Origin of the sequence: Stenotrophomonas nitritireducens (assembly GCF_001700965.1) — a bacterium.
Lineage (GTDB): Bacteria > Pseudomonadota > Gammaproteobacteria > Xanthomonadales > Xanthomonadaceae > Stenotrophomonas > Stenotrophomonas nitritireducens_A.
This window is the reverse complement of sequence record NZ_CP016756.1, coordinates 787,420-813,920: the sequence shown is the minus strand read 5'-3', so window position 1 is coordinate 813,920 and position 26,501 is coordinate 787,420. Positions and strand designations below refer to the sequence as shown.

At 66.0% G+C, this 26,501-nt stretch carries 24 protein-coding genes; 10 read left to right on the top strand and 14 right to left on the bottom strand.

Translation table 11 applies throughout. The features are described from left to right. Nucleotides 1-212 precede the first annotated feature (212 nt). From BCV67_RS03610 to BCV67_RS03585, 6 genes are all read right to left on the bottom strand, one after another. A complete protein-coding gene (locus BCV67_RS03610; RefSeq protein WP_062166514.1) occupies nt 213-1,328 on the bottom strand; it encodes an HlyD family secretion protein in 1,116 nt (371 codons plus the stop codon). Beyond that, a complete protein-coding gene (locus tag BCV67_RS03605) occupies nt 1,325-2,989 on the bottom strand; it encodes an MFS transporter (protein ID WP_062166513.1) in 1,665 nt (554 codons plus the stop codon). Before BCV67_RS03605 ends, BCV67_RS03610 begins: the two co-directional genes overlap by 4 nt. After that, nucleotides 2,986-3,555 carry a TetR/AcrR family transcriptional regulator gene (locus tag BCV67_RS03600; RefSeq protein WP_062166512.1) on the bottom strand — a complete coding sequence of 190 codons (570 nt, stop codon included), beginning with the start codon at nt 3,553-3,555 and terminating at the stop codon, nt 2,986-2,988. Before BCV67_RS03600 ends, BCV67_RS03605 begins: the two co-directional genes overlap by 4 nt. Before the next feature lie 75 nt (nt 3,556-3,630). Continuing rightward, complete coding sequence (locus BCV67_RS03595; RefSeq protein ID WP_062166511.1) at nt 3,631-4,842, bottom strand: MFS transporter; 1,212 nt, start codon at nt 4,840-4,842, stop codon at nt 3,631-3,633. Then, entirely contained in the window at nt 4,839-5,267 is a 429-nt protein-coding gene (locus tag BCV67_RS03590) for a MarR family winged helix-turn-helix transcriptional regulator (RefSeq protein WP_062166510.1), read from the bottom strand. Before BCV67_RS03590 ends, BCV67_RS03595 begins: the two co-directional genes overlap by 4 nt. Before the next feature lie 518 nt (nt 5,268-5,785). Further along, on the bottom strand, nt 5,786-7,984 hold the full coding sequence (locus tag BCV67_RS03585) for a TonB-dependent receptor (RefSeq protein WP_062166509.1): 2,199 nt from the start codon (nt 7,982-7,984) through the stop codon (nt 5,786-5,788). Between the two features lie 138 nt (nt 7,985-8,122). Here BCV67_RS03585 and BCV67_RS03580 point away from each other — a divergent pair, with 138 nt between their 5' ends. Beyond that, entirely contained in the window at nt 8,123-8,539 is a 417-nt protein-coding gene (locus tag BCV67_RS03580; protein ID WP_062166508.1) for a MerC domain-containing protein, read from the top strand. A gap of 105 nt (nt 8,540-8,644) precedes the next feature. Further along, complete coding sequence (locus BCV67_RS03575) at nt 8,645-8,824, top strand: 30S ribosomal protein THX (RefSeq protein ID WP_057630568.1); 180 nt, start codon at nt 8,645-8,647, stop codon at nt 8,822-8,824. Between the two features lie 134 nt (nt 8,825-8,958). Here BCV67_RS03575 and BCV67_RS03570 read toward each other — a convergent pair whose 3' ends face one another. From BCV67_RS03570 to BCV67_RS03560, 3 genes are all read right to left on the bottom strand, one after another. Beyond that, nucleotides 8,959-10,206 carry an ectonucleotide pyrophosphatase/phosphodiesterase gene (locus tag BCV67_RS03570; protein WP_062166507.1) on the bottom strand — a complete coding sequence of 416 codons (1,248 nt, stop codon included), beginning with the start codon at nt 10,204-10,206 and terminating at the stop codon, nt 8,959-8,961. A 114-nt stretch (nt 10,207-10,320) separates the two neighbouring features. Next, nucleotides 10,321-10,833, bottom strand: coding sequence for a methylated-DNA--[protein]-cysteine S-methyltransferase (locus BCV67_RS03565; protein WP_062166506.1), 513 nt, complete (start codon nt 10,831-10,833; stop codon nt 10,321-10,323). Next, the gene (locus tag BCV67_RS03560) at nt 10,830-12,320 is read right to left on the bottom strand and encodes a DNA-3-methyladenine glycosylase 2 family protein (protein WP_062166505.1); all 1,491 of its coding nucleotides are present in this window, start codon (nt 12,318-12,320) and stop codon (nt 10,830-10,832) included. The genes BCV67_RS03565 and BCV67_RS03560 overlap by 4 nt, the downstream gene beginning before the upstream one ends. Before the next feature lie 165 nt (nt 12,321-12,485). Here BCV67_RS03560 and BCV67_RS03555 point away from each other — a divergent pair, with 165 nt between their 5' ends. The 3 genes from BCV67_RS03555 to ubiM all read left to right on the top strand — a co-directional run bounded on the left by BCV67_RS03555 (nt 12,486) and on the right by ubiM (nt 15,598). Next, nucleotides 12,486-13,640, top strand: coding sequence for a hypothetical protein (locus tag BCV67_RS03555; RefSeq protein WP_062166504.1), 1,155 nt, complete (start codon nt 12,486-12,488; stop codon nt 13,638-13,640). A gap of 78 nt (nt 13,641-13,718) precedes the next feature. After that, nucleotides 13,719-14,276 (top strand): DUF4019 domain-containing protein, encoded by a 558-nt coding sequence (locus BCV67_RS03550; protein WP_062166503.1) that lies wholly within the window; start codon nt 13,719-13,721, stop codon nt 14,274-14,276. Between the two features lie 143 nt (nt 14,277-14,419). Next, nucleotides 14,420-15,598 carry a 5-demethoxyubiquinol-8 5-hydroxylase UbiM gene (gene ubiM / locus BCV67_RS03545; RefSeq protein ID WP_062166502.1) on the top strand — a complete coding sequence of 393 codons (1,179 nt, stop codon included), beginning with the start codon at nt 14,420-14,422 and terminating at the stop codon, nt 15,596-15,598. A gap of 242 nt (nt 15,599-15,840) precedes the next feature. On the opposite strand, the gene BCV67_RS03540 is transcribed toward ubiM, so the two are convergent. Continuing rightward, nucleotides 15,841-16,104 carry an RNA-binding S4 domain-containing protein gene (locus BCV67_RS03540; RefSeq protein WP_062166501.1) on the bottom strand — a complete coding sequence of 88 codons (264 nt, stop codon included), beginning with the start codon at nt 16,102-16,104 and terminating at the stop codon, nt 15,841-15,843. Between the two features lie 195 nt (nt 16,105-16,299). Here BCV67_RS03540 and BCV67_RS03535 point away from each other — a divergent pair, with 195 nt between their 5' ends. Beyond that, the gene (locus tag BCV67_RS03535; protein WP_062166500.1) at nt 16,300-18,282 is read left to right on the top strand and encodes a DEAD/DEAH box helicase; all 1,983 of its coding nucleotides are present in this window, start codon (nt 16,300-16,302) and stop codon (nt 18,280-18,282) included. A 5-nt stretch (nt 18,283-18,287) separates the two neighbouring features. Here BCV67_RS03535 and BCV67_RS20315 read toward each other — a convergent pair whose 3' ends face one another. Then, on the bottom strand, nt 18,288-18,548 hold the full coding sequence (locus tag BCV67_RS20315) for a hypothetical protein (protein WP_172837707.1): 261 nt from the start codon (nt 18,546-18,548) through the stop codon (nt 18,288-18,290). On the opposite strand from BCV67_RS20315, the gene BCV67_RS03530 reads away from it, so the two are divergent. From BCV67_RS03530 to BCV67_RS03520, 3 genes are all read left to right on the top strand, one after another. Beyond that, complete coding sequence (locus BCV67_RS03530) at nt 18,547-20,145, top strand: sensor domain-containing diguanylate cyclase (protein ID WP_231732447.1); 1,599 nt, start codon at nt 18,547-18,549, stop codon at nt 20,143-20,145. The genes BCV67_RS20315 and BCV67_RS03530 overlap by 2 nt on opposite strands. A gap of 54 nt (nt 20,146-20,199) precedes the next feature. Then, the gene (locus BCV67_RS03525; RefSeq protein ID WP_062166498.1) at nt 20,200-20,922 is read left to right on the top strand and encodes a pseudouridine synthase; all 723 of its coding nucleotides are present in this window, start codon (nt 20,200-20,202) and stop codon (nt 20,920-20,922) included. 126 nt (nt 20,923-21,048) lie between these two features. After that, a complete protein-coding gene (locus tag BCV67_RS03520; protein WP_062166497.1) occupies nt 21,049-22,113 on the top strand; it encodes a GGDEF domain-containing protein in 1,065 nt (354 codons plus the stop codon). Nucleotides 22,114-22,299: 186 nt separating this feature from the next. Here the strand turns inward: BCV67_RS03520 and BCV67_RS03515 are convergent, their stop codons facing one another. From BCV67_RS03515 to BCV67_RS03505, 3 genes are all read right to left on the bottom strand, one after another. Continuing rightward, entirely contained in the window at nt 22,300-23,220 is a 921-nt protein-coding gene (locus BCV67_RS03515; RefSeq protein WP_062171381.1) for a DMT family transporter, read from the bottom strand. 46 nt (nt 23,221-23,266) lie between these two features. Continuing rightward, nucleotides 23,267-24,094, bottom strand: coding sequence for a DUF72 domain-containing protein (locus BCV67_RS03510; RefSeq protein ID WP_062166496.1), 828 nt, complete (start codon nt 24,092-24,094; stop codon nt 23,267-23,269). A gap of 201 nt (nt 24,095-24,295) precedes the next feature. Beyond that, nucleotides 24,296-24,724 carry a VOC family protein gene (locus BCV67_RS03505; protein ID WP_062166495.1) on the bottom strand — a complete coding sequence of 143 codons (429 nt, stop codon included), beginning with the start codon at nt 24,722-24,724 and terminating at the stop codon, nt 24,296-24,298. 102 nt (nt 24,725-24,826) lie between these two features. Here BCV67_RS03505 and BCV67_RS03500 point away from each other — a divergent pair, with 102 nt between their 5' ends. Continuing rightward, the gene (locus BCV67_RS03500; RefSeq protein ID WP_428999499.1) at nt 24,827-26,404 is read left to right on the top strand and encodes a serine hydrolase; all 1,578 of its coding nucleotides are present in this window, start codon (nt 24,827-24,829) and stop codon (nt 26,402-26,404) included. The last annotated feature ends 97 nt before the right edge of the window (nt 26,405-26,501 follow it).

Genomic DNA, 26,501 nt, shown 5'->3' with positions numbered 1-26,501 from the left:
AGCAAAGGGGAGGGTTGGGGAGGGGTGCTTTGGTTTGTGCTGCTTGTGCGCGTTCGCCGGGAAAGCCTCTGCCGAGCATGGCTCGGCACTACGCTCCCTCCCTTTCGCGTAGCGAAGGGGAGGGTTGGGGAGGGGTGCTTTGGGTTGTGCTGCTTGTGCGCGTTCGCCGGGAAAGCCTTTGCCGAGCATGGCTCGGCACTACCGCCTACCGCCTATCGCCGCTGCGCTGGCGCGGGGGTTGCTGCCGTATCCACTTCCACCACCACCGACATGCCTGGGCGCAGGCGGGCGGCCAGCGGCTGATCCGGGTCGATGGCGATGCGGATCGGCAGGCGCTGTACCACCTTGGTGAAATTGCCGCTGGCGTTGTCGGGCTTGAGCACCGAGAACTCCGAACCGGTAGCCGGGGCGATCTGCTCGATGCGGCCGGTCAGCTTCTTGCCCTGGAAGGCATCCACGCTGAAGGTCGCCGGCTGGCCGATGGCCATGTTCCAGGTCTGGCCTTCCTTGAAGTTGGCCACCACCCACAGCGTGTCCGGCACCAGGAACAGCAATTGGCTGCCGGCGGTGACGTACTGGCCCAGGCGTACGGTCGCTTCGGATACCTGGCCATCGCGCGGCGCCTTGATCACGGTGTTGTCCAGATCGATGCGGGCCAGCTCCAGCGCCGCTTCGGCCATGGCCACCTTGGCTTCCAGTCCCTTGCGCGCCACCTGGGTGGAGGTGAGGGTCTGCTCGGCGATATGGATGGCAGCCTGCGACTGGGCGACGCCGGCGGTGGCTACCTGCGCCGAGGAGCGCAGTTTGTCGCGGTCGCTGTTGGACACCAGCTGCTGCGCTGCCAATTGTTCGTAGCGCTGCAGCTCGGTGCGGCTGCGCTGCTGCTCGGCCTGCTCGGCCGAATAGTTGGCCCGCGCCGAACTGATCTGCGCGCGGTTCTGCGCCTGGCTCTGGTCAGAGTTGGCCAGCTGCGCGCGCGCGTCGTCCAGCGAAGCCTGGGCCTGGTCCACTTTCTGCTGGTAGATGCGCTGGTCGATGCGCAGCAGCGGCTGGCCCTGTTTCACATGGTCGAAGTCGCTGACCAGCACTTCGGTGACATAGCCATTGACCTGTGGTGCCAGCACCGTCACCTGGCCCCGCACATAGGCATCGTCGGTGTGCATGTGGCTGCTGTTGAACGGCCACAGTTGCCACGCGCGCAGGATCACGGTCAGCCCCAGCAGCGCGACGATGATCATCACCACCACGCTGGTGCGGCTGGGTCGGTTGTACTTGGACACCGCTGCGGGTGCCGGCGTTGAAGCGCTCTTTTCGGTCTTGTTGCTCATGTTTCTGCTCGTTGGTTCCGGGTACCGGCGCGGTCACGCCGGAACACCTGTTTCACACGCGGGTTGCGCAGCGTCACTTCCAGCAACAGCCATGTCAGGAAGCAGATCGCCACCCAGCCGCTGAGGGCGAATACATCGTTGAAGGCGCGCACATTGGCCTCGCGTTTGGCGCTGGCCGCCAGTGCGGCGCTGGCCTGCGCCTTGAGTTGTACCGGGTCGGTGATGACGCGGGCGTAGGCTTGTTGTTGCAGCTGCAGGCGCCGCGCCACCTGCGGATCGGCGGGGTTGAGCTGGCTGACCAGCGCCGTCGAATAGATGTGCTCGCGGTGCAGCTGGTAACTGCTCAACAGGGCCGAGCCGGCCAGGCTGCCGAAACTCTGGGTCAGCGACAGAATCACGATGAAGGACACGATGTGGTCCAGCCCACGTGCCATCGCCTGGCGGATGCCCATCAGCATCAGCGGCCCCATGAACATGCCGCTGCCCACCGCCGCGAAGAACTGGCTGAGGGCGAAGTCCATCGGCCGGTCCATGCTGGTGCGGTGCTGGTCGAGAAAGGCCGCCGTGCCCAGCAGGATGATCGAGGCCAGCAACTGCGGGATCAGCGCATTCGGCCCGAAGGTCAAGGCGCTGGCGGCGATGCCGACCAGCACGCCGACCAGGATCACACCGAACAAGGGCGCCATCTGGTCCGGCCCCATGCCCAGCGTGCGCATCATCGTGATCATCCCGTAGGACTGCTCGTTGGTGAGAAAGCGGATCAGGAAGGCACCGACGATGAAGCGCAGCATCACCGGCCCCATCAGCCAGCGCACCTGCAGCAGCGGGTTGCGGCGCTGGTGTTCGATGCACAGGCCGGCGGTGATCAATACCACCGCCGCAGCCAGTGCCCAGCCCAGCCATGGCGAATCGAACCACCAGTGCAGGTAGCCCTGGCTAAGCACCACCACCAGCAGCGCCAGGCCGGGAGCGAGCAGGGCAAAGGTGAGGAAGTCCTTGCGTTCGAATACCTTGATCTGGATGCCGGGCGGCAGCTTGAGCACCACCACCGCCGCGAACGAACACAGTGCAAGCCCTGCCTCGAACAGGTACAGGTTCTGCCACTCGCCGTGGTCCAGCAGGCCGGGCGACAACAGCCAGGCCAGCGGCACCGCCAACTGCGACAGACCCACGCCGATCACCAGCAGGTTGCCGACATATTTGCGCGGCAACGCCTGCAGCATGTACAGCGTGCCCAGCGTGGTGCAGGCGGCACCGGCAAAGCCGCTGCCCGCGCGCACCAACAACGTGGTGGTGGTGGTGCCGACAAACAGGTGCAGCACCGCCAGCGCCGCATAGGTGCCCAGGCCGATCTCGGCGAACAGACGGATGCCGTACTCCTGGCGGAACTTGAACACCAGCAGGTTGGCACTGACATTGACCATCAGATAGGCGGCAACCAGCCAGTTCGCCTCGCTGGCCTGCAGCCCCATCTGTCCGGTGATCAAGGGCAGGTTGGCGCTGATCAGGGCGTTGCCCAAGCCGCCGGTGATGGCCACCAGCACCGCCACCGCGGCATAGGCTGCGCGCCGGTACGGCGGGTGCCAGGGCATCGAGGCCGAGCCGGGCAGGGCGGGCTTTTCGTGCTCCTCCCAATCCGGGATGGGCTTGAGCGGCTTCATTTGCGGTCCGTTGCGAGCGGCGCGGACAGGCCGGGGCGCAGCAATTCAAGCGCACGCCGTGCGAGGGCGGCGCGATCTTCTGCGGTACGCCCGCGCAGGGCAGCACCCAACATGCTGGAGATCAGCGAGATATCGGCCAATTCCAGGTCCGGCCGGCACAGGCCGGCGGCCTTCGCGCGCTGCAGAGCCGGTGCCGACAGGTTGAGGATGTGCTCACGGGCGGCCTTGATGGCGGGGGCGTCGCGGTCTACTGCGCGCCAGTAATCGGCCAGCGCGGGCGAATGCACGATACGCCGCGCCATGCCCTCGATCAGCTCGAACAGCGCGTCATCGCGCTCGCCCAGTTGCTGTAGGTGCGCCTCGATGGTTTCCACGGTCCGCTGCAGCAGAGCCTCCACCAGTGCGGTCCGGTCGGGGAAGTTGCGGTACAGGGTGGCGCGGCCAACGCCGGCACGTTCCACCACCAGGTCAAGCGGGGCGGTGATGCCGTGCTCGCCGAACACGGCGTCGGCCGCGTCCAATAGCAATGCACGACGCGCGGCGGCGTCGGAACGGATGGAAGTCATGTCGCCATGATCCGGACAAAAGTGTCCGGTTTCAATAGACAGAGCGTTAATGCGGCGTTGCGGCGCCCTTTTTGTTCAGCTCGCGGCCGGCTGCGGGCGCAGCTGCGCCTCGCGGATTGGCAGGTTGACCAGGGCTGCGGCCACCGCCAAGACCATGTCCGCGTACCACATCCAGCTGAAATCGCCGCCGTATTCCAGCGCCACGCCGCCCAGCCAGGCGCCGAAGAACGCACCGATCTGGTGTGAGAGCAGGGTCAGGCCGAACAGCGTGCCCATGTGCCGTGGCCCGAACAACTTGCCGACCAGGCCAGCCGTGGGCGGCACCGTAGCCAACCAGGTAAAGCCCAGTGCGGCGGAGAACACATAGAACGTCATCGGTGTGGGCGGCGAGACCAGATAGACCGCAATCAGCACCGCGCGGCTGAGGTACATCCAGAACAGCAACCACTTCATGCGGAAGCGCTCACCCAATGCGCCCACGATCAGGCTGCCGGCGACATTGAACAGGCCGATCAGCGCGATCGAGACCGAGGCCACATTGGGCGACAGGCCGCACAGCGCGATTTCTCCGGGCAGGTGGGTGACCAGGAAGGCGATATGCACGCCGCAGGTGAAGAAGCCCAGATGCAGGCACCAATAGCTGCGGTCGCGCAGCGCGCGCTGCAGTTGTGGGCGCAGGGCTTCGCCGTCGGCCGCACCGTCGCTGCGTGGCGCACGCTTGCGCAGCGGCCAAGCCAAGGGCAACGACAGCACCACGATGAAGGCCAGCGCGTATACGGCCTTGATCCAGCCAAAAGCGCTGAGCAGCAGCTGCACCAACGGCGCGAACAGAAACTGCCCCAGCGAGCCGCCGGCGTTGATGATGCCGGCCGCCATCGAGCGCTTCTGCGCCGGAATGCGCCAGGCGGTAGCACCGATCAGCACCGAGAAACTGCCCGCACCGGCGCCGGCGGCCAACAGCAGTCCGAAGCTGAGATTCAAGCCCCAGGCGCCGGGCAGCAGCGGGGCCACCAGCAGGCCAAGCGCGAGCAGCAGGCCGCCGCCGACCAGCACCGGCAAAGGACCGCGCTTGTCGGCTATCGCGCCGAACAAGGGCTGCACCGCGCCCCAGACGAACTGGCCGATCGCCAGCGAGAAACTGATCTGGGCAACGCCCAGCCCGGTGGAAACATGGATGGGATCGATCAGCAGGCCGCTGGTCTGGCGCACGCCCATGGTCACCATCAGGATGCTGGACGCGGCCAGCAAGAGCAGCCAAGGCGTGCGGGTGGGGGATGTGTTGTTCATGCGTACTGCCCCTGTTCCAGCACATGGTTCAGTGCTTCCAATTGCTGGTTGAGCGCGGTGATTCGGGTGCTGCCGAACAGCGTCTCGACTTCCTCCTGCGCTTGTTGCCAGAGCGGGAATGCTTTCTGCAGGCGCCGCTTGCCGCTGGCGGTGATGTGCAGCTCACGCCGGCGCGCATCTTCGCCCGGTTCGGAGCTGAGCAGGCCTGTTTCCAGCAATGGCTTGAGGTTGCGGGTCAGGGTGGTGCGGTCCATGCCCAGCGCATCGGCCAGCTCACCCAGCGGCCGCGGCTGGCTGGAGCGGCGCAGGATGGAATAGGCGTTGAGGCTCAGCTCGGCGGCGGCCAGGTGGCGGTCGTAGACCTGGGAGACGCGGCGCGCGGCGCGGCGCAGTTGGAAGCAGGTACAGGGGCTGTGGGCGTCCATCGGCGGTGTCGGCGGGGCGATGAACGGAGTATAGGTGTATATGCACGTAATTGCGCAAGAACGGCGGTTGATGCTTTGCCTTCTCCCGCCTGCGGGGGAAGGTGCCAGAAGGGCGGATGGGGGAGAGCCTTTGATTTGGCTCTGGCCAGTGCGCTTGGTGCGCTGAGAGGCTGGAGCTTGCACAAAACAAAAGCCACCTTGCGGTGGCTTTCGTGGTGCTCAGCTCTGGAATGGTCGCAATGGCGGCAACGGCAACGGCTTGAGCAGCAGCAACAGCTTGCCCTCACTCCTACCCCTCTCCCGCAGGCGGGAGAGGGGAAAGCCGGGGCAACAGCCGGGGCAACTGCAAAAGCAGAAGCAAAGGCAGAAGCAACAGCAACAGCAACTGCAACTGCAACTGCAGAAGCAACAGCAACAGCAACTGCAGGAGCAACAGCAACAACAAGCCGTGTTCCGTCAGCGCACTTCCGCTCCCGTATTTGGGAGCGGAAGTGTCAAGGCAATAGCGCTAATCGCGCTTAGAACCAGGCGCGGATGCCGAATGCCACACCACGGCCCGGCAGCGGCGAGTAATCCCGCAACAACGAGGTATGCGGGCGTGCCTCGCGGTTGGTCAGGTTGCTGCCGTCCAGGAACACTTCGTAGCTGTTGTCACCGCTGCGATCCCAGCGATACGCCACGTGGGCATCGACCAGGGTGTAGCTGCCGCTGGGTTCTTCATTGAGCGCGACATCCTTCTGGCTGCCATAACGTACTGCACCCAGCGAGGCGCGCCAGCCGCCCAGCGACCAGTGCAGGTCGGCGCCTACGCGGGCAGGTGCGATGCGTGGCAGGTAGCCGCCATTGGCCAGCTCGACGTTGTAGTTGTGCGCGTGATCACCGTGCGGTACGGCGATATCGACGTTGCGGCTGCCGCTGCCATCCAGTTCGGCCTTCACGTAGTCGCCGAACACGCGCAGGTCCCAGTCGCCGGACAGGCCTTCGATCATGTGCCAGGTTGCCTCGGCTTCAGCGCCCTTGAAGGTGGCGTCGCTCTGGGTCCAGGCGCGTACCGGCAGGCCGCCTTCGGCCACGCCGGTATCGGCCAGGTAGATGAAGTCCTTGAACTTGGTCTGGTAGATCGCCGCCTGCACATCGATGCGCTCGTTGTGCGCATGCAAGCCCAGCTCGACGCGCTGACCGCGCTCGGTATCCATGTTGGGGTTGCCGATTTCCAGCGAGCGCGTGGCGATATGTGCGCCGGCGGCGTACAGCTCCTCGTTGGTCGGTGCTCGCTCGGAGGCGTCCACGCCGAAGCGCAGATCGAAGGTGTCGTTCAAGGCCCAGATGCCGGACGCGGACAGGTTGGTCGCGCCGAAGCTGCGGCTGCGCTGTGCATCGTCCGGGTCCAGCTTGACCCGGTCATGGCGGGCGCCCAGTTCCAGCTTGAACGGGCCGAACTGCTTTTCCTGCAGCACGAACGCACCAAGTGTGTCGGTGGTGGTGCTGGGGACGAAAGCCTCTTCGCCGATGGCACCAAAGTCGCTGCTGCCGAACTGCAGGCCGAACGCGCCGTCCCAGCCGGCCAGCGGCTGCTGCACGGCTTCCAGCCGGCCTTCAAAGCCCTTGTTGGTGAAGCGGGTGGAGGGCGTGCCGGCCTCCAGCTCGGTGTGCTCGTAGTCGGTGTAGCCGCCGCGCAGGGTCAGGCTCTTCAGGAAGGAGGTCGGGTTGTACAGGCCGCCCTTCAGGTCGAAGCGGTTCTGCACCATGTCGATGCGCACGTCATGTTCGCCACCTTCTTCTTCGGCGGCGTGGTCATGGTCATCATCGCCATGGTCGTGGTCATCGTCGGCGTGCACATGGGCGCCGTTGGGGATGCCGTAGTTGCTGCGGTAGGTGCCCAGCGAGGCACCGAGGTAGCCGCTTTCGCCGAACCAGGTCGCGCCGACGCCGCCGGCGCGGGTGCGCACCGAGCTGTTGTCCAGGCGGCCGCGGGGACCGAGCTCGTCACTGTCCGCGTCATGGTCGCCATGGCCATCGGCGTCCAGTGCGTGCGGATCGATCGCATAGCCGGGGATGCGGTAGTCGTCACCGTTGCGGATCAGGCCATCGACGTGCAGGACCAGGTTGTCACCGCTGACTCCGTCCAGCCGGAACATGCCGCTGCGTTCTTCGTTCACCGAATTGCCGCGCAGTTCGGCACGGCCACTGAGCGGGCGGTCCGGTACTTCGCTGGCAATGCGGCCATCGACCACGTTGACCGCGCCGCCAATCGCGCCGCTGCCGAACAACAGCGTGGCCGGGCCCTTCAGCACTTCGATCTGGTCGGCCAGGAACGGCTCGATGCTGGAGGCATGGTCGGCACTGACGGTGGAGGCATCCATGTTGCCGACGCCGTTGGCGACCACCGCCACACGCGGGCCTTCCTGGCCGCGGATGATGGGCCGGCCCACGCCGGGGCCGAAGAAGGTGCTCTGCACGCCGGGCAGCTTGGCCACGGTGTCACCCAGGGTGCCGGATTTGTGTTCGTCCAGATCCGTGCCGGACAGCACTTCAACCGGGCGCGCCAGCGAGTCGGCCGAGCCCTGCAGCGGCGAGGCCGTGACCTTTACGGCGGTCAGTTCGGTCAGGTGATGGCTCTGCCCGGCATCGTCATCGGCGGCGCTGGCGACGGCAGGCAGGGCGGCGACAAGGGCGAGGAACAGCAGGTGGTGCTGGGTGCGGACGGGACGGGGCATGGTGGTCTCTCTGTTACTGTGTATCACTTGGGTTGCAGGCTGAACCGCGAGCGGCAAAGGGCTGACGCAAGCGGTTCGGGCGGGGAGGATGATTATGTTATATTATTCCATAACGTTCCGTCGCCCCTGCTGGAAGTCATGCCAACGCCACCCACCGGATTACGCAAATTCATCGATCGCTTTGGCGCGACTGGATCCTTGATCTGCGCGGTGCATTGCGCGCTGCTGCCGGCGCTGCTGGCCATCGCCCCGGCGCTGGGCCTGTCGTTCTGGCTGAGCGATGGGGTGGAAGCCAGCATCGTCATTTTTGTCACTGTGCTGGGTCTTTTCAGCCTTATCTGGGGCTATCTGCGCCACCGCGCGATGATGGCCCTGCTGTTGCTGGTGCCGGGCTTGCTGTTGCTGTGGGCCGGTTTACTGCACCCGGAGCTGCACCATTCGGCCGTGCCGCATGCGGTGGTGATGACCCTGGGCGGTGTACTGGTGGGCTTGGCGCATATCGCCAATCTGCGCTTGAATCACGTTCATATACATGACGCAAGCTGCGCACATTGAGGGGCGCATGGTAGGCTTCCTGTCCATGCGCGAGGGCGCTTGCAGCGGCCTGGCCAAACCCGTGCATGCACGGGGTAACTGATTACAAACCAAGGAGTTGACGACATGGGTAAGGGTGACCGTAAGACCGCCAAGGGCAAGCGCTTCAACGCCAGTTATGGCATTTCGCGTTCGCACGTGAGCAAGGTGGCCGTGGGCGCAGCTGCGCCGGTTGCCAAGAAGACCGTCGCCAAGGCCGCCGCCAAGAAGGCTGTAGCCAAGAAGACCGTCGCCAAGGCCGGCTGATCCCAGCCTGGTAGTGGTTACGAAAAAGCGGCGCTTTGCGCCGCTTTTTTTTGTGTCTTGATCCGGGTGCGCGGGCTTGCCGGGTGCGGGTTCCCGGGTGCGCTTCGCTTACCCGGGCTACGCCCCTTTGACGCCTACTTGGAGCCGCGTAGTGCCTGTTGCAGGGCCTGCGCGTCGCCATCGTTGGGTTGGGCCGGGATGCCGATCAGCCGGGTAAGTAAGGGGTAGACATCCACATTGTCGAAGGCGGTGAGTTGCTTGCCCTGTGCAAAGGCCGGGCCGCGCGCCACGAACACCGCCTGCATTGACGGCAGCGCCGGGTCGTAGCCGTGTGAGCCGCGGTCACCGGGCGCGCGCTTGGCGATGCCGTCGCGGGTGATGGCATCCCAGCCTTCCTGCATCTGGCAGACGATGGCCGGAATCCGCGGATTGCTGCCGTAGTGCCAGCGTGCCGGCAACGCCGCCTTGTTCCAGCATTGGTAGTGCGCGTGCTCGCCCAGCAATGCCTTCTCGGCGTCGGCCTGTTTGCCCGGCAGCGGCGCGAAACTGACCGACTGCCCCACCGATACCACCTTGGCGATGTCGGCCGGCACCATGTCTTCGATGGCGACCGTGTTGCCGTGTTTGACCGTTGCCATGCCGTGATCGGAAACCACGATCACATTGGTGGCATCGAGCAACCCATCGCGGCGCATGCCATCGATCAGCTGGCCCACCGCCGCATCCACCTGCTGCAATGCCGCGGTGTATTCGGCCGAATCGGGGCCGTGAGCGTGGCCGGCCTTGTCGACCTGTTCCATGTAGGTGGCGACGAAGCGCGGCTTGATCGCGTCCGGTTCGCCGTGCAGCCAGGCCAGCACCTGCGTCATCCGCTCGGGCAAGGGCACGCTTTCGTCATACATGCGCCACTGGTTGGCGTGCAGGCCGCGCACCGGCGCTTCACTGCCGGGCCAGGACCAGGTGGCGCTTTTCAGGCCGGCCTTGCGCACGCTGACCCAGATCGGTTCGCCGCCGTCCCACCATGCGGCGTTCTGCACGGCGGCGCGGTCACTGACCTTGAACTCGCCCAGGGCGTCGGCGCTCATCGCGTTGTGGACCAGACCGTGGTGATCCGGACGCAGGCCGGTGACCAGGGTGTAGTGATTGGGGAAGGTGAGCGCGGGGTAGGACGGGCGCATGCCGATGCTGCGCACACCCTCGCGGGCCAGCCGCATCAGGTTGGGGCTGTCCGCTTCGCTGAGTTTGTCCGCGCGCAGGCCGTCGATGGAGATCATCAGCACGGTGGGTGGAACGGCCGGTGCGGCGACCGGGGAGGGCGTGCTGGCGCAGGCGGCAAGCAACGCGCAGGCCAGCGCGCTGGCCGAAATACGTAGGAAAGTCATGCCGCAATGATAGGCCGCACCGGTGACCGTACAAATACAACCTTCGGCATGTTGTCTCCGGCTGATCGACCCTGTAGCCCGGGCGGACGAAGCGCACCCGGGCGGCCGACTGGCTCAGCCAAACAGATCCGGCACGCGTTCGTTTTCGCAGGGCACGCCTTCCAGTTTCAACAGCGCCGCCTTGGTTGGCAGCCCGCCGCCGAAGCCGGTGAGCGTGCCGTTGTTGCCGATCACGCGATGGCAGGGCAGCACGATGGGCAGCGGGTTGCGGCCATTGGCGGCACCTACGGCACGCGTCGCGGTGGGCCGGCCGATCTGTTCGGCGAGCTGTCGATAGCTCCAGGTGGCGCCAAACGGAATCTGCGCCAGCGTGTGCCAGACCTCCAGCTGGAAGTCGGTGCCCACCGGCGCCAGCTCAAGCTGGAAATCCTGGCGTTCGCCGCGCAGGTATTCCAGCAGTTGCCGGCGCGGTTCGGCCACCGCATCCGGGTCACGCTGCCAGTGTTCGCGGCCCTTGGCGTCGTGGCGGTTCTCGGCAAACAGGATGTGGCGGACACCCGCGTCGTCGACGGCGACGGTCAGCGCGCCGATGGGGCTGTCAAAGCGGTCGTAATACAGGGTGTTCATGCGCTGGCCTCCGTTGCAGTCTTGGGATTCTTTTTTTCCGTCGGCACTGCCAGGTGCCATAGGTGCAGCACGGCGTAGGCACGCCATGGCCGCCAGAGTTGTGAACGGCGTTCGGTCTCGCGCTCGCTCAGGCGCTGGCCTTCGCCCAGTACCTGCTGCAGCACCAGGTCGCCAGCGGGGAAGGCATCGGGCAGCCCCATCGCGCGCAGCGCCATGTAATGCGCTGTCCATGGGCCGATGCCGGGCAGGGCGGTGGCCTTCTGCACGAAACTTTCCAGCGTCTGCGCGCGGCTGAAGTCCAGCCGGTCTTCGGCGCAGGCGCGGGCGATGGCGCGCAGGGTAGCGGCGCGCGTACGTGGCAGGCCGATGCTTTCCAGTGGGGCCTCGACCAGCGTGGCGGGGGCCGGGAACTGCCGGTCCAGGCCTTCGGGCATGCCCGCCAGGTGTTCGCCAAAACGGTCAACCAGGCGGCGCGCCAGCGTGGTGGCGGCAGCAACACTGACCTGCTGGCCAAGCACGGCGCGCGCGGCAACTTCGAATCCGTCCCAGCCGCCGGGAATGCGCAGGCCGGGCCGTTCGACGAGGCCGCGGGCCAGCAGGGGCTCCTGTGCCAGGCTGGCATGCACGGTGCGCAGGTCGGCATCCAGGTCGAACACGCGGCGCACCTTGGCGACGATGGCCGGGATGGCGCGCGGATCGGTGGTGCCCAGTTGCAGGCGCAGTTCCGGCCGTTTGGGGTCGGCGGTAACCCGGATCAGGCTGGCCACGCCATTGGCCACAACCACGCGCTGGTAGCTGTCGTCATCGATGCATTCGATGCCTGGCAACGAGCGCCGGCGTAGGAAGCCCAGCATCAGGCTGAAATCCAGCGGCGGCCGGTAGGCCAGGCGCAGCACCGGTTCGCCGCCGGCGACCGCGCTGTGCTGCTTGCGCAGCGCGCTGGGCGGCATGCCGCAGCCCTCGAGGAAGGCACTGTTGAAGCGGCGCAGGCTGTTGAAGCCAGCGGCCAGTGCGATCTGGGTCACCGGCAGGGCGGTTTCCGTCAGCAGCTGTTTGGCCAGCAGCAGGCGGCGGGTGGTGTGCAACTGGGCAGGTGTGGCGCCCAGCCTGGCGACGAACAGGCGCTGCAGCTGGCGAGCGCTGAGCCCCATCGCGTCGGCCAGGGCGGTGGCCGGTTGCTCCTGCAGGATGCCCTCGTTGAGCAGTGCCAAGGCCTGGTGCAGGGTCTGGTCCTGCAGCAGGTTGGCGTCATCCGGGGACAGTTCGGGGCGGCAGCGCAGGCACGGCCGGTAGCCGGCGGCGCTGGCGGCCGCGGCGCTGGGGTAATAGCTGACGTTCTCCGGCTTGGGCGGCGGGGCAGGGCACACCGGGCGGCAATAGATGCCGGTACTGCGCACGGCGGTATAGAACAGGCCGTCAAAGCGCGCGTCGCGGGCCAGGCGGGCCTGTTCGCATTGAACGTGTGCGGGCATCAGGAAAGTTTGCATGGGCCCAGTCTAGGCCTGGACGCGGGCCGGGACTGGCCATTTTCGGACATCAATGCGCGCGACACTGTGTTGATTCACCGGGCGTTGCAGCAGGGTGGGCGTTGCGCACTAGACTGTTCACCTTCCTGGCGCGGCTGCGCCGTTGTATGGACCTGATTGCTCTCCATGTTGCCCAAGTTCTGGTGGTCGCCGCTGTTATGCATCGGGCTGTTGGCCTGCAATCCGCAGGCCGGGGACAAAAAGCCCGTGGCCGACCCAGCCACCGCATTGGCTGCCGATGGCGACCACATGGTGTCGATCAATGCCGCCGATGCGCCGAATCCGCCCGCACCGCCGTTGCCGGCCAAGGACAAACCGTGGCCGGAACTGGTGCTGGAGAACGGCAAGGCCTGGGTCAGTTGCGGCACCGATTACGCCGGTGAGAATGGTGATGGCGCCGAGTTGACCGCTCTGGACCGCGCCGGCCTGGATGTGGCGCTGGAGCCCTGCAAGGAGCGCGGCCTGCTGCGGGTGCGGTATGCGGGCAAGATCAATCCTTCGTTTGCCGCGCTGGTGACGCGCCTGGCGGTGGTGGCCGACGCGATGGAAATCAGCAAGCGGATCCTGGACCTGGATTCCAGCGGCGGCCAGGTGGAAGCGGCGATCGTCGCCGGTGACAGCATCGGCGAGTCGGGCTGGACCATCTGGGTGCGCGAAGGTTCGGTCTGCCACAGCGCCTGCGTGTTCGTGCTGGCGGCCGGCGACAACCGGTTGATCTCCGGCAAGGTCGGCATCCATCGCATGATGCGGATCAGCTCCAGTGCCACCTCGCGTGCGGAGTTGAACAAGGAACTGCACGAGGTCTACGACAACGTGAAGGATTACCTGCAACGCAACGGCGTGGCGGTGGGTGTGGCCGACCTGATGATGACCGTGCCCAACCGCAGCCTGCGCGTGCTGACCAACGATGAGCTCAAACAGTACGGCCTGGATGGCACCAACGCGGTGCAGGACGATCTGGAGCGGATCAAGCAGATGCGTAAATGCGGCGATGATTTCGTGCGCCGCAAGGACGCGTTCCTGATTGCCTTCGACCGTGAGTGCAAGGCCGAAGGGGCCGATCTGGAAGCGGTGAACCGGTGTGGCCAGGCCCTCAAGCAACGGTTTGGCTTCCCCGATGAGACCTGCCCGGAGGAAAGCCCGTTGTCGGAAATCGACACCGCCATGCTGGAGCCAATGCCGGCCGCCATCCCGACCGGTGCCGCCGCGCAGTCCGAACCGGCCGCGGCAACACCGCCGGCCGCGGCCGTGCAGGTGGGTGGCCCGGTTGCACGAAAATGAATAAATCGGGGGATGCGGGCAGCTGCAAACCGTGATTGGATTGGCATTCCGTTCCACTGAAGCGTCATGGAGAGAGCTATGCGATCCAGTTGTTTGTTGATGGCGTTGTCCCTGGCCCTGCCGGCCGCAGGCGCTTTCGCGCAGGCCCCGGCAGCAGCGCCCGCACCTGCCGCTGCTCCGGCGCGGCCGGCTGCACCTGCGGCCACATCGGCTGCTGCGCGGCCGGCACCGGCCTTGAGCGCGGCGCAGCAGGCGCAGGTGACCAAGCAGGACGCGGAGATGACCGCTGCCGCGCAACGCGTGGCACAGCTGGTGGACAACCAGCAGGCCGCGTCGGTGTGGGACGGTGCTTCGGCGGTCGCGCGCAAGGCGGTGACGCGCGACGTATTCGCCAACAATGTCAACGCCGACCGCGCCAAGCTGGGCGCGCTGGTATCGCGCGGCAAGCCGTCGATCACGCGCGTGCAGTATCCAGCCGGCGCGTCGGTGCCGGAAGGCATCTACTTGAATGTGAGTTTCCCCACCCGTTTCGCCAACAACGCGCAGCCGGTGCGCGAACTGGTGTCGTTCCGTCTGGACGAGGACAAGGTGTGGCGGGCGTCGGGTTACAGCGTGCGTGCGGCCTCGGCCAACTGAACAACCCGGTTGCATGCTTTGCACACGGGCGCCGCGAGGCGCCCGTCGTGTTTATGGACACCCGGCCATGGCGCTGATCTGGATCAATGAATCCTTACCTCGCCCTGCTTACGCTGCCTGCGGTTGGGCAAACGGAGCAGGACATGCGCAAGGTGGATGTGGTGGTGGTGGGAGCGGGGCCGGCGGGGTTGAGTCTGGCCCGCAGTCTGGCCGGCAGCGGGTTGTCGCTGGCGCTGGTGGAGCCGCAGCCGCTGGCGGCGTTGGCTGAGCCGGCATTCGACGGCCGCGAGATCGCCTTGACCCATGCCTCGCGGCAGATCATGCGCGGCATGGGCCTGTGGCAGCGCATCGATCCGGCACACATATCGCCGCTACGCAGTGCCAAGGTGATGAACGGCAGCTCGCCCTTCGCGCTGGGATTTGCGGCGCAGGGCGAGGGTGTCGATGAACTGGGGTGGTTGATCCCCAACCACCTGATCCGGCGCGCGGCCTGGGAGGCGGTGCAGGGGCAGGCTGGGCTGGAGTTGGTGGATGGCCGGTCGGTGACGGCGATCGACGCCGGTGATGCATGCAGCACGGTCAGCCTGAGCGATGGCAGTCAGCTCGGCGCACGCCTGGTGGTGGCCGCCGACAGCCGTTTCTCGGCGACCCGGCGGATGATGGGCATCGGCGCGCAGATGCGTGACTTCGGCAAGTCGATGCTGGTCTGCCGGATGCAATGCGAGCGGCCGCATGAACACGCGGCCTGGGAGTGGTTCGGTTACGAGCGCACCTTGGCGATGTTGCCGCTGCCGGGTAACCAGGCCTCGGCGGTGATCACGATGCCGCAGCAGCAGCTGCAGCATCTGCTGGCACTGGATGATGCTGACTTCGGCCGCACCGTCAGCGGCTATTTCGAGCGGCGGCTGGGGGCGATGACGCCGGTCGGTACGCGCCACGCCTATCCACTGGTGGGGGTGTACGCGCACCGTTTTGTCGGCCAGCGCTATGCGCTGATCGGCGATGCCGCGGTGGGCATGCATCCGGTCACCGCGCACGGTTTCAATTTTGGCCTGCAGAGCCAGCAACGGCTGGCGCGGCTGCTGCTGGAGGCTGTGCGCGGCGGCGGCGATATCGGCGCGGACAGCCTGCTGGCGCGTTACCAGCGCGGCCACCGCCTGGCGACGCGACCGCTGTATGAGGTGACCAACGCCATTGCCGGGCTCTACAACGACAGCCGTCTGCCGGCGCGGTTGCTGCGCGGGGCGGCGTTGCGCGCCGCGCAGGGCGTGGTCCCGTTCAGGAAGTTGATCGCCGGGCATCTGACGCAGGCGAGTGCGTAGCCTGCACTCCCTCCCTTTCGCGCAGCGAAGGGGGGGAGGGGTAGCTTTTGGGGCCTGTTGGGTGATGCTGGCTTCGCGGTTTACGCCGCCCCTACCGTTCACGCAGTTCCCGTTGCGCTGATGGGGCGCCGGGGGAAGGCTCCTGCCGAGCATGGGCTCGGCACTACAGAAGCTCCTACAGGGCTGGTGGGGGCGTAGAAAGCTCCTGCCGAGCATGGCTCGGCACTACAGCCGCGCCTGCATCATTCGTCTTCGTCTTCGTCATCATCGTGGTCGCCGTCCGGGTCCGGATCGGCAAGCACGTTGATGCGTATATCGCCCAGTTGGACCTGCTGGCCGCCGCGGATCTTGCAGGCCTTGCGCAGTTCGACCACGCCATCGACACTGACCTGGCCCTCGCTGATGATCATCTTGGCCTCGCCGCCACTGGTGACCAGATCGGTCAGCTTCAGCAACTGCTTCAGTTCCACGTAGTCGCGGTCTAGTTCGAAATCGATGGTTTGCATGGTGATTGCCGGTAAAAACGGGCACTATTGTGCGCTAAACAGTGGCCGCCCGGGGGCGTAAGGCTGCTGGGCGAAGCCGTTGCTGTGTTCGCCAGCTGAACAGAAATCACGCCCCCCGCGACAGCAGGGCGCTTTAGAGCGCACAATACACGTCTTTTCGCCCGCCCGTTCGCGGCGGTGCCCCCGGAGTTACCCATGTCCCAAGATACCCCCGCGCCGCTGCTGTTTGCAGATCTCGGCCTGTCCGAGCCTGTGATGAAGGCAGTGGCCGATGTCGGTTACGAGACCCCGTCACCGATCCAGGCTGCCACCATTCCCGCCATGCTGGAAGGCCGTGACGTGCTCGGCCAGGCGCAGACCGGCACCGGCAAGACCGGCGCCTTCGCGCTGCCGGTGCTGTCCAATATCAATCTTTCCGCCACCAAGCCGCAGGTGCTGGTGCTGGCGCCGACCCGCGAGCTGGCCATTCAGGTCGCCGAGGCGTTCCAGACCTATTCCGCATCGATGCCGGGCTTCCGCGTGCTGCCGGTTTACGGTGGCCAGCCTTACGGCCAGCAGCTGTCGGCCCTGCGCCGCGGCGTGCATGTCGTGGTTGGCACCCCGGGCCGTGTGATCGATCACCTTGATCGCGGCACCCTGGATCTGTCCGAGCTGAAGACGCTGGTGCTGGACGAAGCCGACGAAATGCTGCGCATGGGCTTCATCGACGACGTCGAAGCCGTGCTCAAGAAGCTGCCGGAAAGCCGTCAGGTGGCGCTGTTCTCGGCCACCATGCCGCAGCAGATCCGCCGCATCGCGCAGACCTACCTGCGCGATCCGGTGGAAGTGACCATCCAGTCCAAGACCACCACCTCGGCCAACATCCGCCAGCGTTACTGGTGGGTGGCCGGCATGCACAAGCTGGATGCGCTGACCCGCATCCTGGAAGTGGAAACCTTCGATGCGATGATCATCTTCGCGCGTACCAAGGCCGGTACCGAAGAACTTGCCAGCAAGCTGCAGGCGCGCGGCATGGCCGCTGCCGCCATCAATGGCGACATGCAGCAGGCGCAGCGTGAGCGCACCATCGCCATGCTGAAGGAAGGCAAGCTCGACATCCTGGTGGCCACCGACGTGGCTGCCCGTGGCCTGGACGTGGAGCGCATCAGCCACGTGCTGAACTACGACATCCCGTACGACACCGAAAGCTACGTGCACCGCATTGGCCGTACCGGCCGTGCCGGCCGCAGCGGCGAGGCGATCCTGTTCGTCACCCCGCGTGAAAAGGGCATGCTGCGCCAGATCGAGCGCGCTACCCGCCAGCCGATCGAAGAAATGCAGCTGCCGACCGTGGATGCGGTCAACGATCACCGCGTGACCAAGTTCATGGACCGCATCAGCCAGACCCTGGCTGCCGGCGACATGGATTTCTACCGCGATCTGCTGCAGCGCTACGAAGGCGAGCACAACGTGCCGGCCATCGATATCGCCGCTGCACTGGCCAAGCTGCTGCAGGGTGATTCGCCGTTCCTGCTGACCCCGCCGGTGCGCGAGCGCCGCGAACCGTCGTTCGAGCGCAATGACCGCAACGAGCGCCCGGCCCGTGACGGTGGTTTCCATCGCCGTGACGAGCGTGGCGGTGACCGTGGTGATCGCCCGGCCCGTTTCGAGCCGCGCTTTGAACGTGCACCGCGCCAGGATGACGGCGAGCGCGCACCGCGTCCGCCGCGTGGCGAAGGTGATTTCGAGTCGCGTCCGCGTCGCGAAATGCCGCCGCGCAGCGCGCCGGAGTTCGGCATGGAGACCTACCGCATCGAAGTGGGCCATACCCATGGCGTGAAGCCGGCCAACATCGTTGGCGCGATTGCCAATGAAGCCGGCCTGGAAAGCCGTTTCATCGGCCGGATCGACATCCATGACGGTCACTCGGTGCTGGACCTGCCGGCTGACATGCCGACCGACGTGCTGCAGCACCTGAAGAAGGTGTGGGTGTCCGGTCAGCAGTTGCAGATGCGCAAGGTGGAAGCGGGCGAAGAGCAGGGTGGCGCAGCGCCGCCGTTCAAGCCGCGCTTCGACAAGGGCGACGGCAAGCCGGGCGGTCGTCCGGGTGGCCCGCGCGGTCCGCGTCCGGGCGGCCCAGGTGGCCCCGGTGGTTCGCGTCCGGGTGGCTTCAAGCCGCGCGGCCCGCGCAACTACTGATCTAGTCAGTCCAATGCATGAACAGACAACCCCGGCACTGCCGGGGTTGTCTGTTTTGGCTGTTTGCAGGCCTGCAGGACAGGGCGGGCCGACAACTTCAAGCCGGGACCGCTTTCACGTACTGCTTGCGCCGGGTTATTGCGATAATGCCGCCAGTGCGCGTCGGGGAACGCGAAAGGGAAGGTCATGGCAGGAGCGGGAGGGGCAGTTGCTGGCAGGCTCAGGCGTGGATGGGTTGCGCTGGTGCTGCTGTCGATGTGCTTCATGGTCTGGCCACCGGTTGGCGCGGCACAGCCGCTGCAGGTTGACCACGACTACCTGATAGCCGGCGCTCCCACTGCCGAACAGGCGCCGCTGCGTGCCTGCAGTGCCGAGGCCCTGGCCCGGATGCGGCCGGCGATCGAGATTCCCGCTCCTGAAGGCGGCTGGTCGGGTGCGCCGCAGGGTGTGGGCGTGTTCAACGTGTTTGCCGGCGAAGTGATGATCTTCCATGGTGATCGCCAGGTATGCGGCGACATGCAGGATGCGCGCACCCGTGATTCGCGTTTCCGTGCCGGCGTGGGCTTGGTGGTTGTGCCCAAGCGTGGCACGGTCGAGCCGATCCGGGTGGCTTGGGAGTCGCCGCTGAAGCCGCGCTGGATTCCCACCGTGCATCTGGGCGCGCCCAGTCCGTTGCAGCAGCAGGACACCTTGCGGCTGGTGGTGCGTACCGCCTGCGTGGCCATCGCCCTGGCGCTGGCGCTGTCGGCGTTGATGGGGTTTGCCACCACGCGCGGCCGCGATTTCCTGATCTACACCCTGGTGTGTGCACTGCTGGTGGTCTGGCAGGCAGTGCTCAGCGGACTCAGCGGCTATCCCGAGCCATGGCTGCCGGTGGATGGGCATGCCCCGGTGTGGATGGTTTCGGTATCCGCGCTCAGTTATGCGGTCATGGGCGGGGTGCTGTGGCGCATGTGCGGCGGGCGCTGGGTGCTGCGCGGTTCGCGGCGCTGGATGCAGCTGTTGATGATCGCGCTGGCGTTGGTGGCATTGGCGGCGCCGTTCATGACCTGGCCGCTGCTGGCAAGGATCGGCGAGGCGCTGGATGATCTGTTCACGCTGATCTGCATTGCGTCGGTAGGTATCGCCATCGTCGCGTTGAGGCGGGGCTATTTCCAGGCGCTGGATGGCCTGGTGGCGGTGATTCCGCTGCTGGTGATGGCGCTGGCGGACCTGATGGACAGCCGCTTGCTGGTGGAATTCAGGGTCGAGGCCATCCAGGTCTCGGTTACCTGGTTCCTGATGATGTCGGCCTATTCGCTCAACCGCAGCCTCAGCCAGCTGCGCCAGCAGCGTGATGAAATGCGTGCGCTGGCCGATACCGACACCTTGACCGGCCTGCCCAACCGCCGTGCCGGCCTGCGCCAGCTGGAGCATTACATGAGCCAGGCCAAGGCGGCCGGTCAGCCGCTGTCCATCGGCTTCCTGGATATCGACCTGTTCAAGCAGATCAACGACCGCTATGGCCACGATGGCGGCGACCAGGTGCTGGTGTCGGTGGCCGGAACCCTGCTGGCCGGCGTGCGCAGCCGCAGTGATGTGATCCGCATGGGCGGTGAGGAATTCCTGATCCTGCTGCCGGGAATCGGCGCTGATGCCGCACGACCGCGGCTGGAGCAGCTGCGCGAGAAGGTCACCGCGCAGGCGCGTGGGCTCAAGCACGAGGGCCTGGTGGTGACCGCCAGCATCGGCCTGGCCGAACTGCAATACCGCGACAATGACGTGGCCGCGCTGCTGCGGCGGGCAGACAACGCCATGTACCAGGCCAAGCGCAGCGGCCGCGATCAGGTGGTGGACGCGCGCGATATCCAGGAAGTGGCCTGAACACCGGGCCTGCGCCGGCTGTTCCGAGCGCGGGCGATGGCGGATAATTCGCCGATGACAATCCGAATCAACAAGCACATTGCCGAAACCGGCTTCTGTTCACGCCGTGAGGCCGACCGCCTGCTCGCTGCCCGTCGCGTCACCGTCAACGGCATCGTTGCCGGTACTGGCGCGGTGGTGGGCGAGGGCGACGAAGTCAAGGTCGATGGCCAGCCGCTGCGCGCCCGCGCGGTGCAGAAGAGTACCGGCCGCCGCCACGTCTATATCGTGCTGAACAAGCCGGTGGGCATCACCTGCACCACCGAGAGCGCGGTCAAGGACAACATCGTCGAGTTCGTTGGCCATGAGCAGCGCATCTTCCCGATTGGCCGCCTGGACAAGGATTCCGAAGGGCTGATCCTGATGACCAGCAACGGCGATATCGTCAACCAGATCCTGCGCGCCGAGAATGGCCATCAGAAGGAATACCTGGTAGCGGTCAACAAGCCGGTCACCGACGAATTCTTGCGCGGCATGGCCCGTGGTGTACGCATCCACAACGAGATGACGTTGCCGTGCCGCACCAGCCGCATCGCCAAGTACGGCTTCCGCATCATCCTGGAGCAGGGCTTGAACCGGCAGATCCGGCTGATGGCATCCGAGTTCGGCTACCGCGTCACCCAGCTGCGCCGGGTGCGCATCGACAACGTCAAGATCGGTGCGTTGAAGCCCGGCCAATGGCGCAACCTGAGCGAGCAGGAACTGCGCGGGCTGCTGCCGCAACAGCAGCAATGGTGAGCTGCTGCAACCGAAGTGGTGAGCCGGTGCTCAGCAGCAGTGGTGAACTGTGACGTGATCACCGCGCCTTGCGCGCGCTACCGCTAGACTCTGCGGCGCTCTCCATCCGCTGCCTTGGGGTCGTGCATGATCAAGCCCGCGTTGCCTGTCAATGAAGCCGAACGTCTTGCCGCGCTGCAGCGCTACCGCGTGCTGGATACTGCACGCGAGCAGGAGTTCGATGACCTGGTGACCATCGCCCGCACCATCTGCGGTACGCCGATGGGTGCGGTGACCCTGATCGATCGTGATCGGCAGTGGTTCAAATCGCTGCAGGGTCTGGACGGGGAGCAGACCCCGCGTGACGAGGCGTTCTGCGCCCACACCATCCTCAAGCCGGAGGAGCTTATGGTGGTGGCCGACGCCCGCCAGGACCAACGCTTCAGCGCCAACCCCTTGGTGCTGGGCGACCCGCATATCCGCTTCTATGCCGGCGCGCCGCTGCTGAGTAGCGACGGCTATGCATTGGGTTCGCTATGCGTGTTCGACTCGGTCCCGGCGCAGTTGGGTACCCCACAGGCCGAGGCCCTGCGCGCGCTGTCGCGGCAGGTCAGCCGGATGATGGAGATGCGCCTGCTGCGGCTGGACATCGACCACCTCCAGAGCGAGCGCGACTGGTATGAGACGCATCTGATCGAGTATTACCAGCAGCTTGAGCAGGTCAACCTGGAGCTGTCCGAACAGACCCGCACCGATCCGTTGACCGGTTTACCCAACCGGCGGGCGCTGGCCGCAGCGCTCACCGAGGCGATCGGGCGTGCGGGCGAGGTAGCCCCGGCGGTGGCGATTGTCGACATCGACCACTTCAAGATGGTCAACGACATCCATGGACATGGTGAAGGCGACCTGGTCCTGACCGAGCTGGCCAACGTGCTCAAGTCGCAGTTTTCCGCGCGTGGCATGGCCGCCCGTTACGGCGGCGAGGAGTTCGTGATCCTGATGCCGGACACGCCCCTGCAGCAGGCCGAACTGCAGTGCGAATACCTGCGTGCCGCAGTCGGCCTGTTGCCGATAGGCCTACCGATCACGATCAGCATCGGCTTGGCGGTACACCGCATTGGCGAAAGCTCGGACGAAACCCTGCGCCGCGCCGATGCCGCGTTGTACCAGGCCAAGGCGCTGGGCCGTGACCGGGTGGTGGTAGCGAACTGAGCGGCATTGTGTAACCCGTCTTCGTAGCCCGGGTAAGCGCAGCGCACCCGGGAAGCACACAGTGGCGCAGACATCGCGTTGTGCGCGTGAGACTACCTGGCCGAAACACCTTGGCTCATGCCTGACGCAAACCCCGGGTGCGCTGCGCTTACCGGGGCTACAACGGCCGACCGGCCAACCAACCGATCAGATCGAACCGGTACTCGCCGCCGCTGGACGCAGGCGATTGAGCAGCGGGTGCAGGAACACGCCGCCAAGAATGATCGCCACGCCCAGGTAGAACTGCGGCGTCAGCTCGTGCTGTTCGCTCAGGAACAGCATTGCCAGCAGAATCGCGTAGACCGGTTCCAGGTTGGTCACCAGCTGCACCGTGTAGGCGCTCAGGTGCTTGAGTGCGACCAGTGCCAGGGCGAACGGCAGCAGCGTGCACAGCCCCGACAGCGCCAGCAGCAACAGGCCGTCATGCAGGTTGGGCAGCACCCACAGGTCGCTGGCCAACGCCGGTAGCAGCAGCGGCAGGGCCGGTGCCAGCAGGGTGAGGGTCAAGGTGCCGGCGCCCAGTTCCACAGCAGTGACGGTCAGCGGGTCGGCATGCCCGACCATGCGCTTGTTGAACGAGCCGAACAGGGCGACCAGCAAGGCCGATGCCGCGCCAACCGCCACGCCCAGGCGCATGCCATCGGGCACGCCGCCGACCACCAGCGCAACGCCGGGCAATACCACCACGCCCAACGCCAGCTCGCGCAGCTGGAACGGGCGGCGCGCTATCCACGGTTCGATGATGGCGGTGAACACCGGCGCCAGCGCGATGCAGGTGGCCGCCACCGAGGCGTTGGCCAGCTTTACCGCGCCGTAGAAGGTCAACCAGTGCAAGGCGACCAGCGCACCGATGCCGGCGTAGCCCAGCGCCAGCCGCAGATTGAGGCTGGACAGACCGCGCCACACCCGCGGCAGCAGCGCCAGCATCGCCACCACCAGCAACATGCGCCACCACACCAGCGGCAGCGCCGGCAGGGTGATCAGCTTGCCGAGGATGGCGGTGACACCCCATAGCAGCACGCAGAAGTGGATCTGCAACAGGGCCTTGCGATGGTCGTTGGTAGGCATCGGCATATTGTCGCCGATGCCGATGGCAATGGCTGCGCCGCAGGCGTCAGTTTTTGTCGACCAGCGCCTGCAGTGCCAGCGCCGCCGCCGGGTTGCGGTGCTTGGCGGCACTGATGAAGTACAGGAACACCTCGCGGGGCTTGGCCGGCGCGAGTGGCGCGGCCAGATGCGGCAACTCGGCCACGTCCTTGCCTGCCCGCCAGTTGTGTACATGCGCGGTCCACTGCCGCAGTTCAGCGGCCGGGTAGCCGCTGGCATGCTCATCGCGGCTGCGCATCAGCCGCGCATAGACGAAGTCGCCGGACAGATCCGCACCATTGGGGTACTCGGGGGAGTCCGTGTATACCAGCGCGATGCCCTGCTGGCGGATCAGTGCAACCAGTTCGGCGTCGAAGCAGTTGGGGTCGCGTACTTCCAGCGCATGCCGTTGGCGGCGGCCGTTGACCTGCTGCGGCAGTAACTGCAGGAACGCGGCCAGATCGTCACGGTCCAGGGTTCGACCGTTCTCGAACTGCCAGACCAGCGGCCCCAACCGATCGCCAAGGTGGCTGATGCCATCGATGAAATCCTCGATCTGCCCGCCGGTGCCGGCCAGCTTGCGCGTGCCGACAATCCGCTTGGGCGCCTTGGCCGAAAACACGAAGCCTTCGGGTGTGGCATCGCGCCAACCGGCGTAGATATGCGGTTTCTGCGCACCGTAATAGGTGCCGTTGATCTCGATGCTGGTCAGCTGCTGGCTGGCGAATTCCAGCTCACGGCGCTGCACGAGCCCGACCGGGTAGAAGGTGCCGCCGCGCCATGGCACATAGGTCCAGCCGCCGATACCGACGTGGACGCCGGGCGCGTGCGCGGTGCTGGCAAAAAGATCGTTCAAGACAACGCCTTGGCTGTTGTAGGAGCGGCGTAAGCCGCGAAGCTACTAATGTAGCAACTACCCCTTGTAGTGCCGAGCCATGCTCGGCAGGGGCTTTACCAGCAAGCTCAATCGTACGTGTAATGCTGCTGCCGAGCATGGCTCGGCACTACATGTGGGACCAGCGGCACGTGTAACGCCTTTGTCGAGCATGGCTCGGCACTACATGTTCGGGACCCAGGGGTCGTAGCTGCCGAACCACCACAGGTGGCCCTCGGGGTCGCGGCAGGCGTAGCCGCGGCCGCCGTAGGCCTGGTCGGCAATGTCGATGACGATCTCCGCGCCGGCGGCCTTGGCCTGGCGGTAGTGGGCGTCGGCATCGCTGACGATGACGCAGGCGCTCTGCGTCTCCATGCCGCCGACCTCGTCGGGCTGGATCATGTTGCTGCCCCATTCGCCGGGCTGCACCGATCCCAGCATCACCATGCCGTTGCCGAACACCAGCTGCGCGTGGTGAACCACGTCGCCGTCCTGGTACACCGCATGGCGCTGGAAGCCGAAGGCCTTGCACAGCCAGTCGATGGCAGCGGGCGCATCGCGGTATCGCAGGCAGGGAATGATGGTGGCGGTGGTGCGGGCGGCGAGGTCCATGGTCGCGTGCGGGCAGCGGTGGAAAGGCGAGGGTGGGCGCGCTCGCGTTACCATCGCGAGAAGGCCGGCCCGGTGCTGGCATCGATCCACGAGGAGAGCGCATTGAATAGTTGGTTGGGCGGCGGGCTGATGCTCGCGATGGGCGTGATGGCGCCACTGGCGGCGGCACAGGAGGCGACGCCGATGGAACTGCAGCAGCTGGACGCGACCGTCGAGCGGGTACGCCAGCAGTTCGATGTGCCGGGCGTGGCGGTTGCGGTGGTCAAGGATGGCAAGGTGATCCTGGAGCGCGGCTGGGGCCTGCGCGAGCTGGGCAAGCCGGAGCCGGTGCAGGCCGATACCCTGTTCGCCATCGCCTCCAATACCAAGGCGTTCACCGCAACCTCGCTGAACCTGCTGGCCGAAGACGGCAAGCTGAAGATGGACGACCGGGTGGTCGATCACCTGCCGTCTTTCCGCATGTCCGATCCCTATGTGACCGGCGAAATGCGCATCCGTGACCTGCTCTCGCACCGCAGCGGGTTGAGCCTGGGCGCGGGCGATCTGTTGTTCTGGCCGACCACGCGTTACAGCAATGCCGAGGTGGTGGCGCGGCTGGCGCAGGTACCGTTGAAGAACGGCTTCCGCGACCGTTACGCCTACGACAATATTCTTTACGCGGTTGCCCAGCAGGTGATCGAGAAGGTATCCGGGCTGTCCTATGCCGACTTTCTGCAGCAGCGCATCTTCGACAAGGTCGGCATGCGCGATACCCGCTACAACGCCGATCACCTGCAGCCGGGCGACAAGGCCGCCGTCGGCCACGCCAAGTTCGATTTCAAGGATCTGCGCCCGGTGCCGCCGCTGACCTGGTCCAACAATGCCGGCGCCGGTGGCATCTATTCCAGCGTGCATGACCTGGCCAAATGGATGAACGTGCAGCTGGCCGAGGGCAAGCTCGCCGATGGCACGCCGCTGTTCAGCGAAAAGACCCAGCAGCAGATGTGGCAGATGCAGATCCCGCAGGTGGTGCCCAAGCCGTCGGTGCCGGAGCTTGCTGCTGCACGGCCAAACTTCGCCGGTTACGGCGAGGGCTGGAGCTTGAGCGATTACCGTGGCCAGAAGCTGGTCTGGCACACCGGTGGTTGGCCGGGCCAGGTGTCGCGGTTGACACTGGTGCCCGAGCAGAATCTGGGTGTGGTTGTGCTGACCAACCAGGAATCCGGCGCTGCCTTCAACGCGATCACCATGAGCGTGCTCGATGCCATGCTCGGCGCGCAGGGCAATGACTGGGTGGCCGCCTATGCTGCTGGCGTTGCCAAGGCACAGGGTAATGCCGACGAAGCCTGGGACAAGCATGTGGCCGCGCGTGATGCCAGGAGCAAGCCGTCGCTGCCGCTGTCCTCCTATGCTGGCGCCTATCGTGATGCCTGGTACGGCGATGTGTTTGTGGAACAGCAGGGCGGCAAGCTGCGCCTGCGCTTTGGCGCCACCGCCGACCTGGTCGGCACGATGGAGCACTGGCAGCACGACACCTTCATCGTGCGCTGGGACAACCGCTCGCTCAATGCCGATGCCTTCGTCAACTTCAGCCTGGACCCGGACGGCAAGGTTCGCGAGGTACGCATGCAGCCGGTGTCGTCCTTGACCGATTTCAGCTTCGATTTCCAGGACCTGCTGCTGAAGCCAAAGGCGGAATGATGGGGTTGTAGGAGCGGCGTCAGCCGCGAAGCAGATGGATCATCAGTTTGCAGTTGATCAGGGAGGGGAAGCGGCATCAGCTTCGCGGCTGACGCCG

What these genes read in the sequence shown, in the direction of transcription:
- BCV67_RS03610 (WP_062166514.1), bottom strand. Translation starts at nt 1,328, where the DNA reads ATGAGCAACAAGACCGAAAAGAGCGCTTCAACGCCGGCACCCGCAGCG.
- BCV67_RS03605 (WP_062166513.1), bottom strand. Translation starts at nt 2,989, where the DNA reads ATGAAGCCGCTCAAGCCCATCCCGGATTGGGAGGAGCACGAAAAGCCC.
- BCV67_RS03600 (WP_062166512.1), bottom strand. Translation starts at nt 3,555, where the DNA reads ATGACTTCCATCCGTTCCGACGCCGCCGCGCGTCGTGCATTGCTATTG.
- BCV67_RS03595 (WP_062166511.1), bottom strand. Translation starts at nt 4,842, where the DNA reads ATGAACAACACATCCCCCACCCGCACGCCTTGGCTGCTCTTGCTGGCC.
- BCV67_RS03590 (WP_062166510.1), bottom strand. Translation starts at nt 5,267, where the DNA reads ATGGACGCCCACAGCCCCTGTACCTGCTTCCAACTGCGCCGCGCCGCG.
- BCV67_RS03585 (WP_062166509.1), bottom strand. Translation starts at nt 7,984, where the DNA reads ATGCCCCGTCCCGTCCGCACCCAGCACCACCTGCTGTTCCTCGCCCTT.
- BCV67_RS03580 (WP_062166508.1), top strand. Translation starts at nt 8,123, where the DNA reads ATGCCAACGCCACCCACCGGATTACGCAAATTCATCGATCGCTTTGGC.
- BCV67_RS03575 (WP_057630568.1), top strand. Translation starts at nt 8,645, where the DNA reads ATGGGTAAGGGTGACCGTAAGACCGCCAAGGGCAAGCGCTTCAACGCC.
- BCV67_RS03570 (WP_062166507.1), bottom strand. Translation starts at nt 10,206, where the DNA reads ATGACTTTCCTACGTATTTCGGCCAGCGCGCTGGCCTGCGCGTTGCTT.
- BCV67_RS03565 (WP_062166506.1), bottom strand. Translation starts at nt 10,833, where the DNA reads ATGAACACCCTGTATTACGACCGCTTTGACAGCCCCATCGGCGCGCTG.
- BCV67_RS03560 (WP_062166505.1), bottom strand. Translation starts at nt 12,320, where the DNA reads ATGCAAACTTTCCTGATGCCCGCACACGTTCAATGCGAACAGGCCCGC.
- BCV67_RS03555 (WP_062166504.1), top strand. Translation starts at nt 12,486, where the DNA reads ATGTTGCCCAAGTTCTGGTGGTCGCCGCTGTTATGCATCGGGCTGTTG.
- BCV67_RS03550 (WP_062166503.1), top strand. Translation starts at nt 13,719, where the DNA reads ATGCGATCCAGTTGTTTGTTGATGGCGTTGTCCCTGGCCCTGCCGGCC.
- ubiM (WP_062166502.1), top strand. Translation starts at nt 14,420, where the DNA reads ATGCGCAAGGTGGATGTGGTGGTGGTGGGAGCGGGGCCGGCGGGGTTG.
- BCV67_RS03540 (WP_062166501.1), bottom strand. Translation starts at nt 16,104, where the DNA reads ATGCAAACCATCGATTTCGAACTAGACCGCGACTACGTGGAACTGAAG.
- BCV67_RS03535 (WP_062166500.1), top strand. Translation starts at nt 16,300, where the DNA reads ATGTCCCAAGATACCCCCGCGCCGCTGCTGTTTGCAGATCTCGGCCTG.
- BCV67_RS03530 (WP_231732447.1), top strand. Translation starts at nt 18,547, where the DNA reads ATGGTCTGGCCACCGGTTGGCGCGGCACAGCCGCTGCAGGTTGACCAC.
- BCV67_RS20315 (WP_172837707.1), bottom strand. Translation starts at nt 18,548, where the DNA reads ATGAAGCACATCGACAGCAGCACCAGCGCAACCCATCCACGCCTGAGC.
- BCV67_RS03525 (WP_062166498.1), top strand. Translation starts at nt 20,200, where the DNA reads ATGACAATCCGAATCAACAAGCACATTGCCGAAACCGGCTTCTGTTCA.
- BCV67_RS03520 (WP_062166497.1), top strand. Translation starts at nt 21,049, where the DNA reads ATGATCAAGCCCGCGTTGCCTGTCAATGAAGCCGAACGTCTTGCCGCG.
- BCV67_RS03515 (WP_062171381.1), bottom strand. Translation starts at nt 23,220, where the DNA reads ATGCCTACCAACGACCATCGCAAGGCCCTGTTGCAGATCCACTTCTGC.
- BCV67_RS03505 (WP_062166495.1), bottom strand. Translation starts at nt 24,724, where the DNA reads ATGGACCTCGCCGCCCGCACCACCGCCACCATCATTCCCTGCCTGCGA.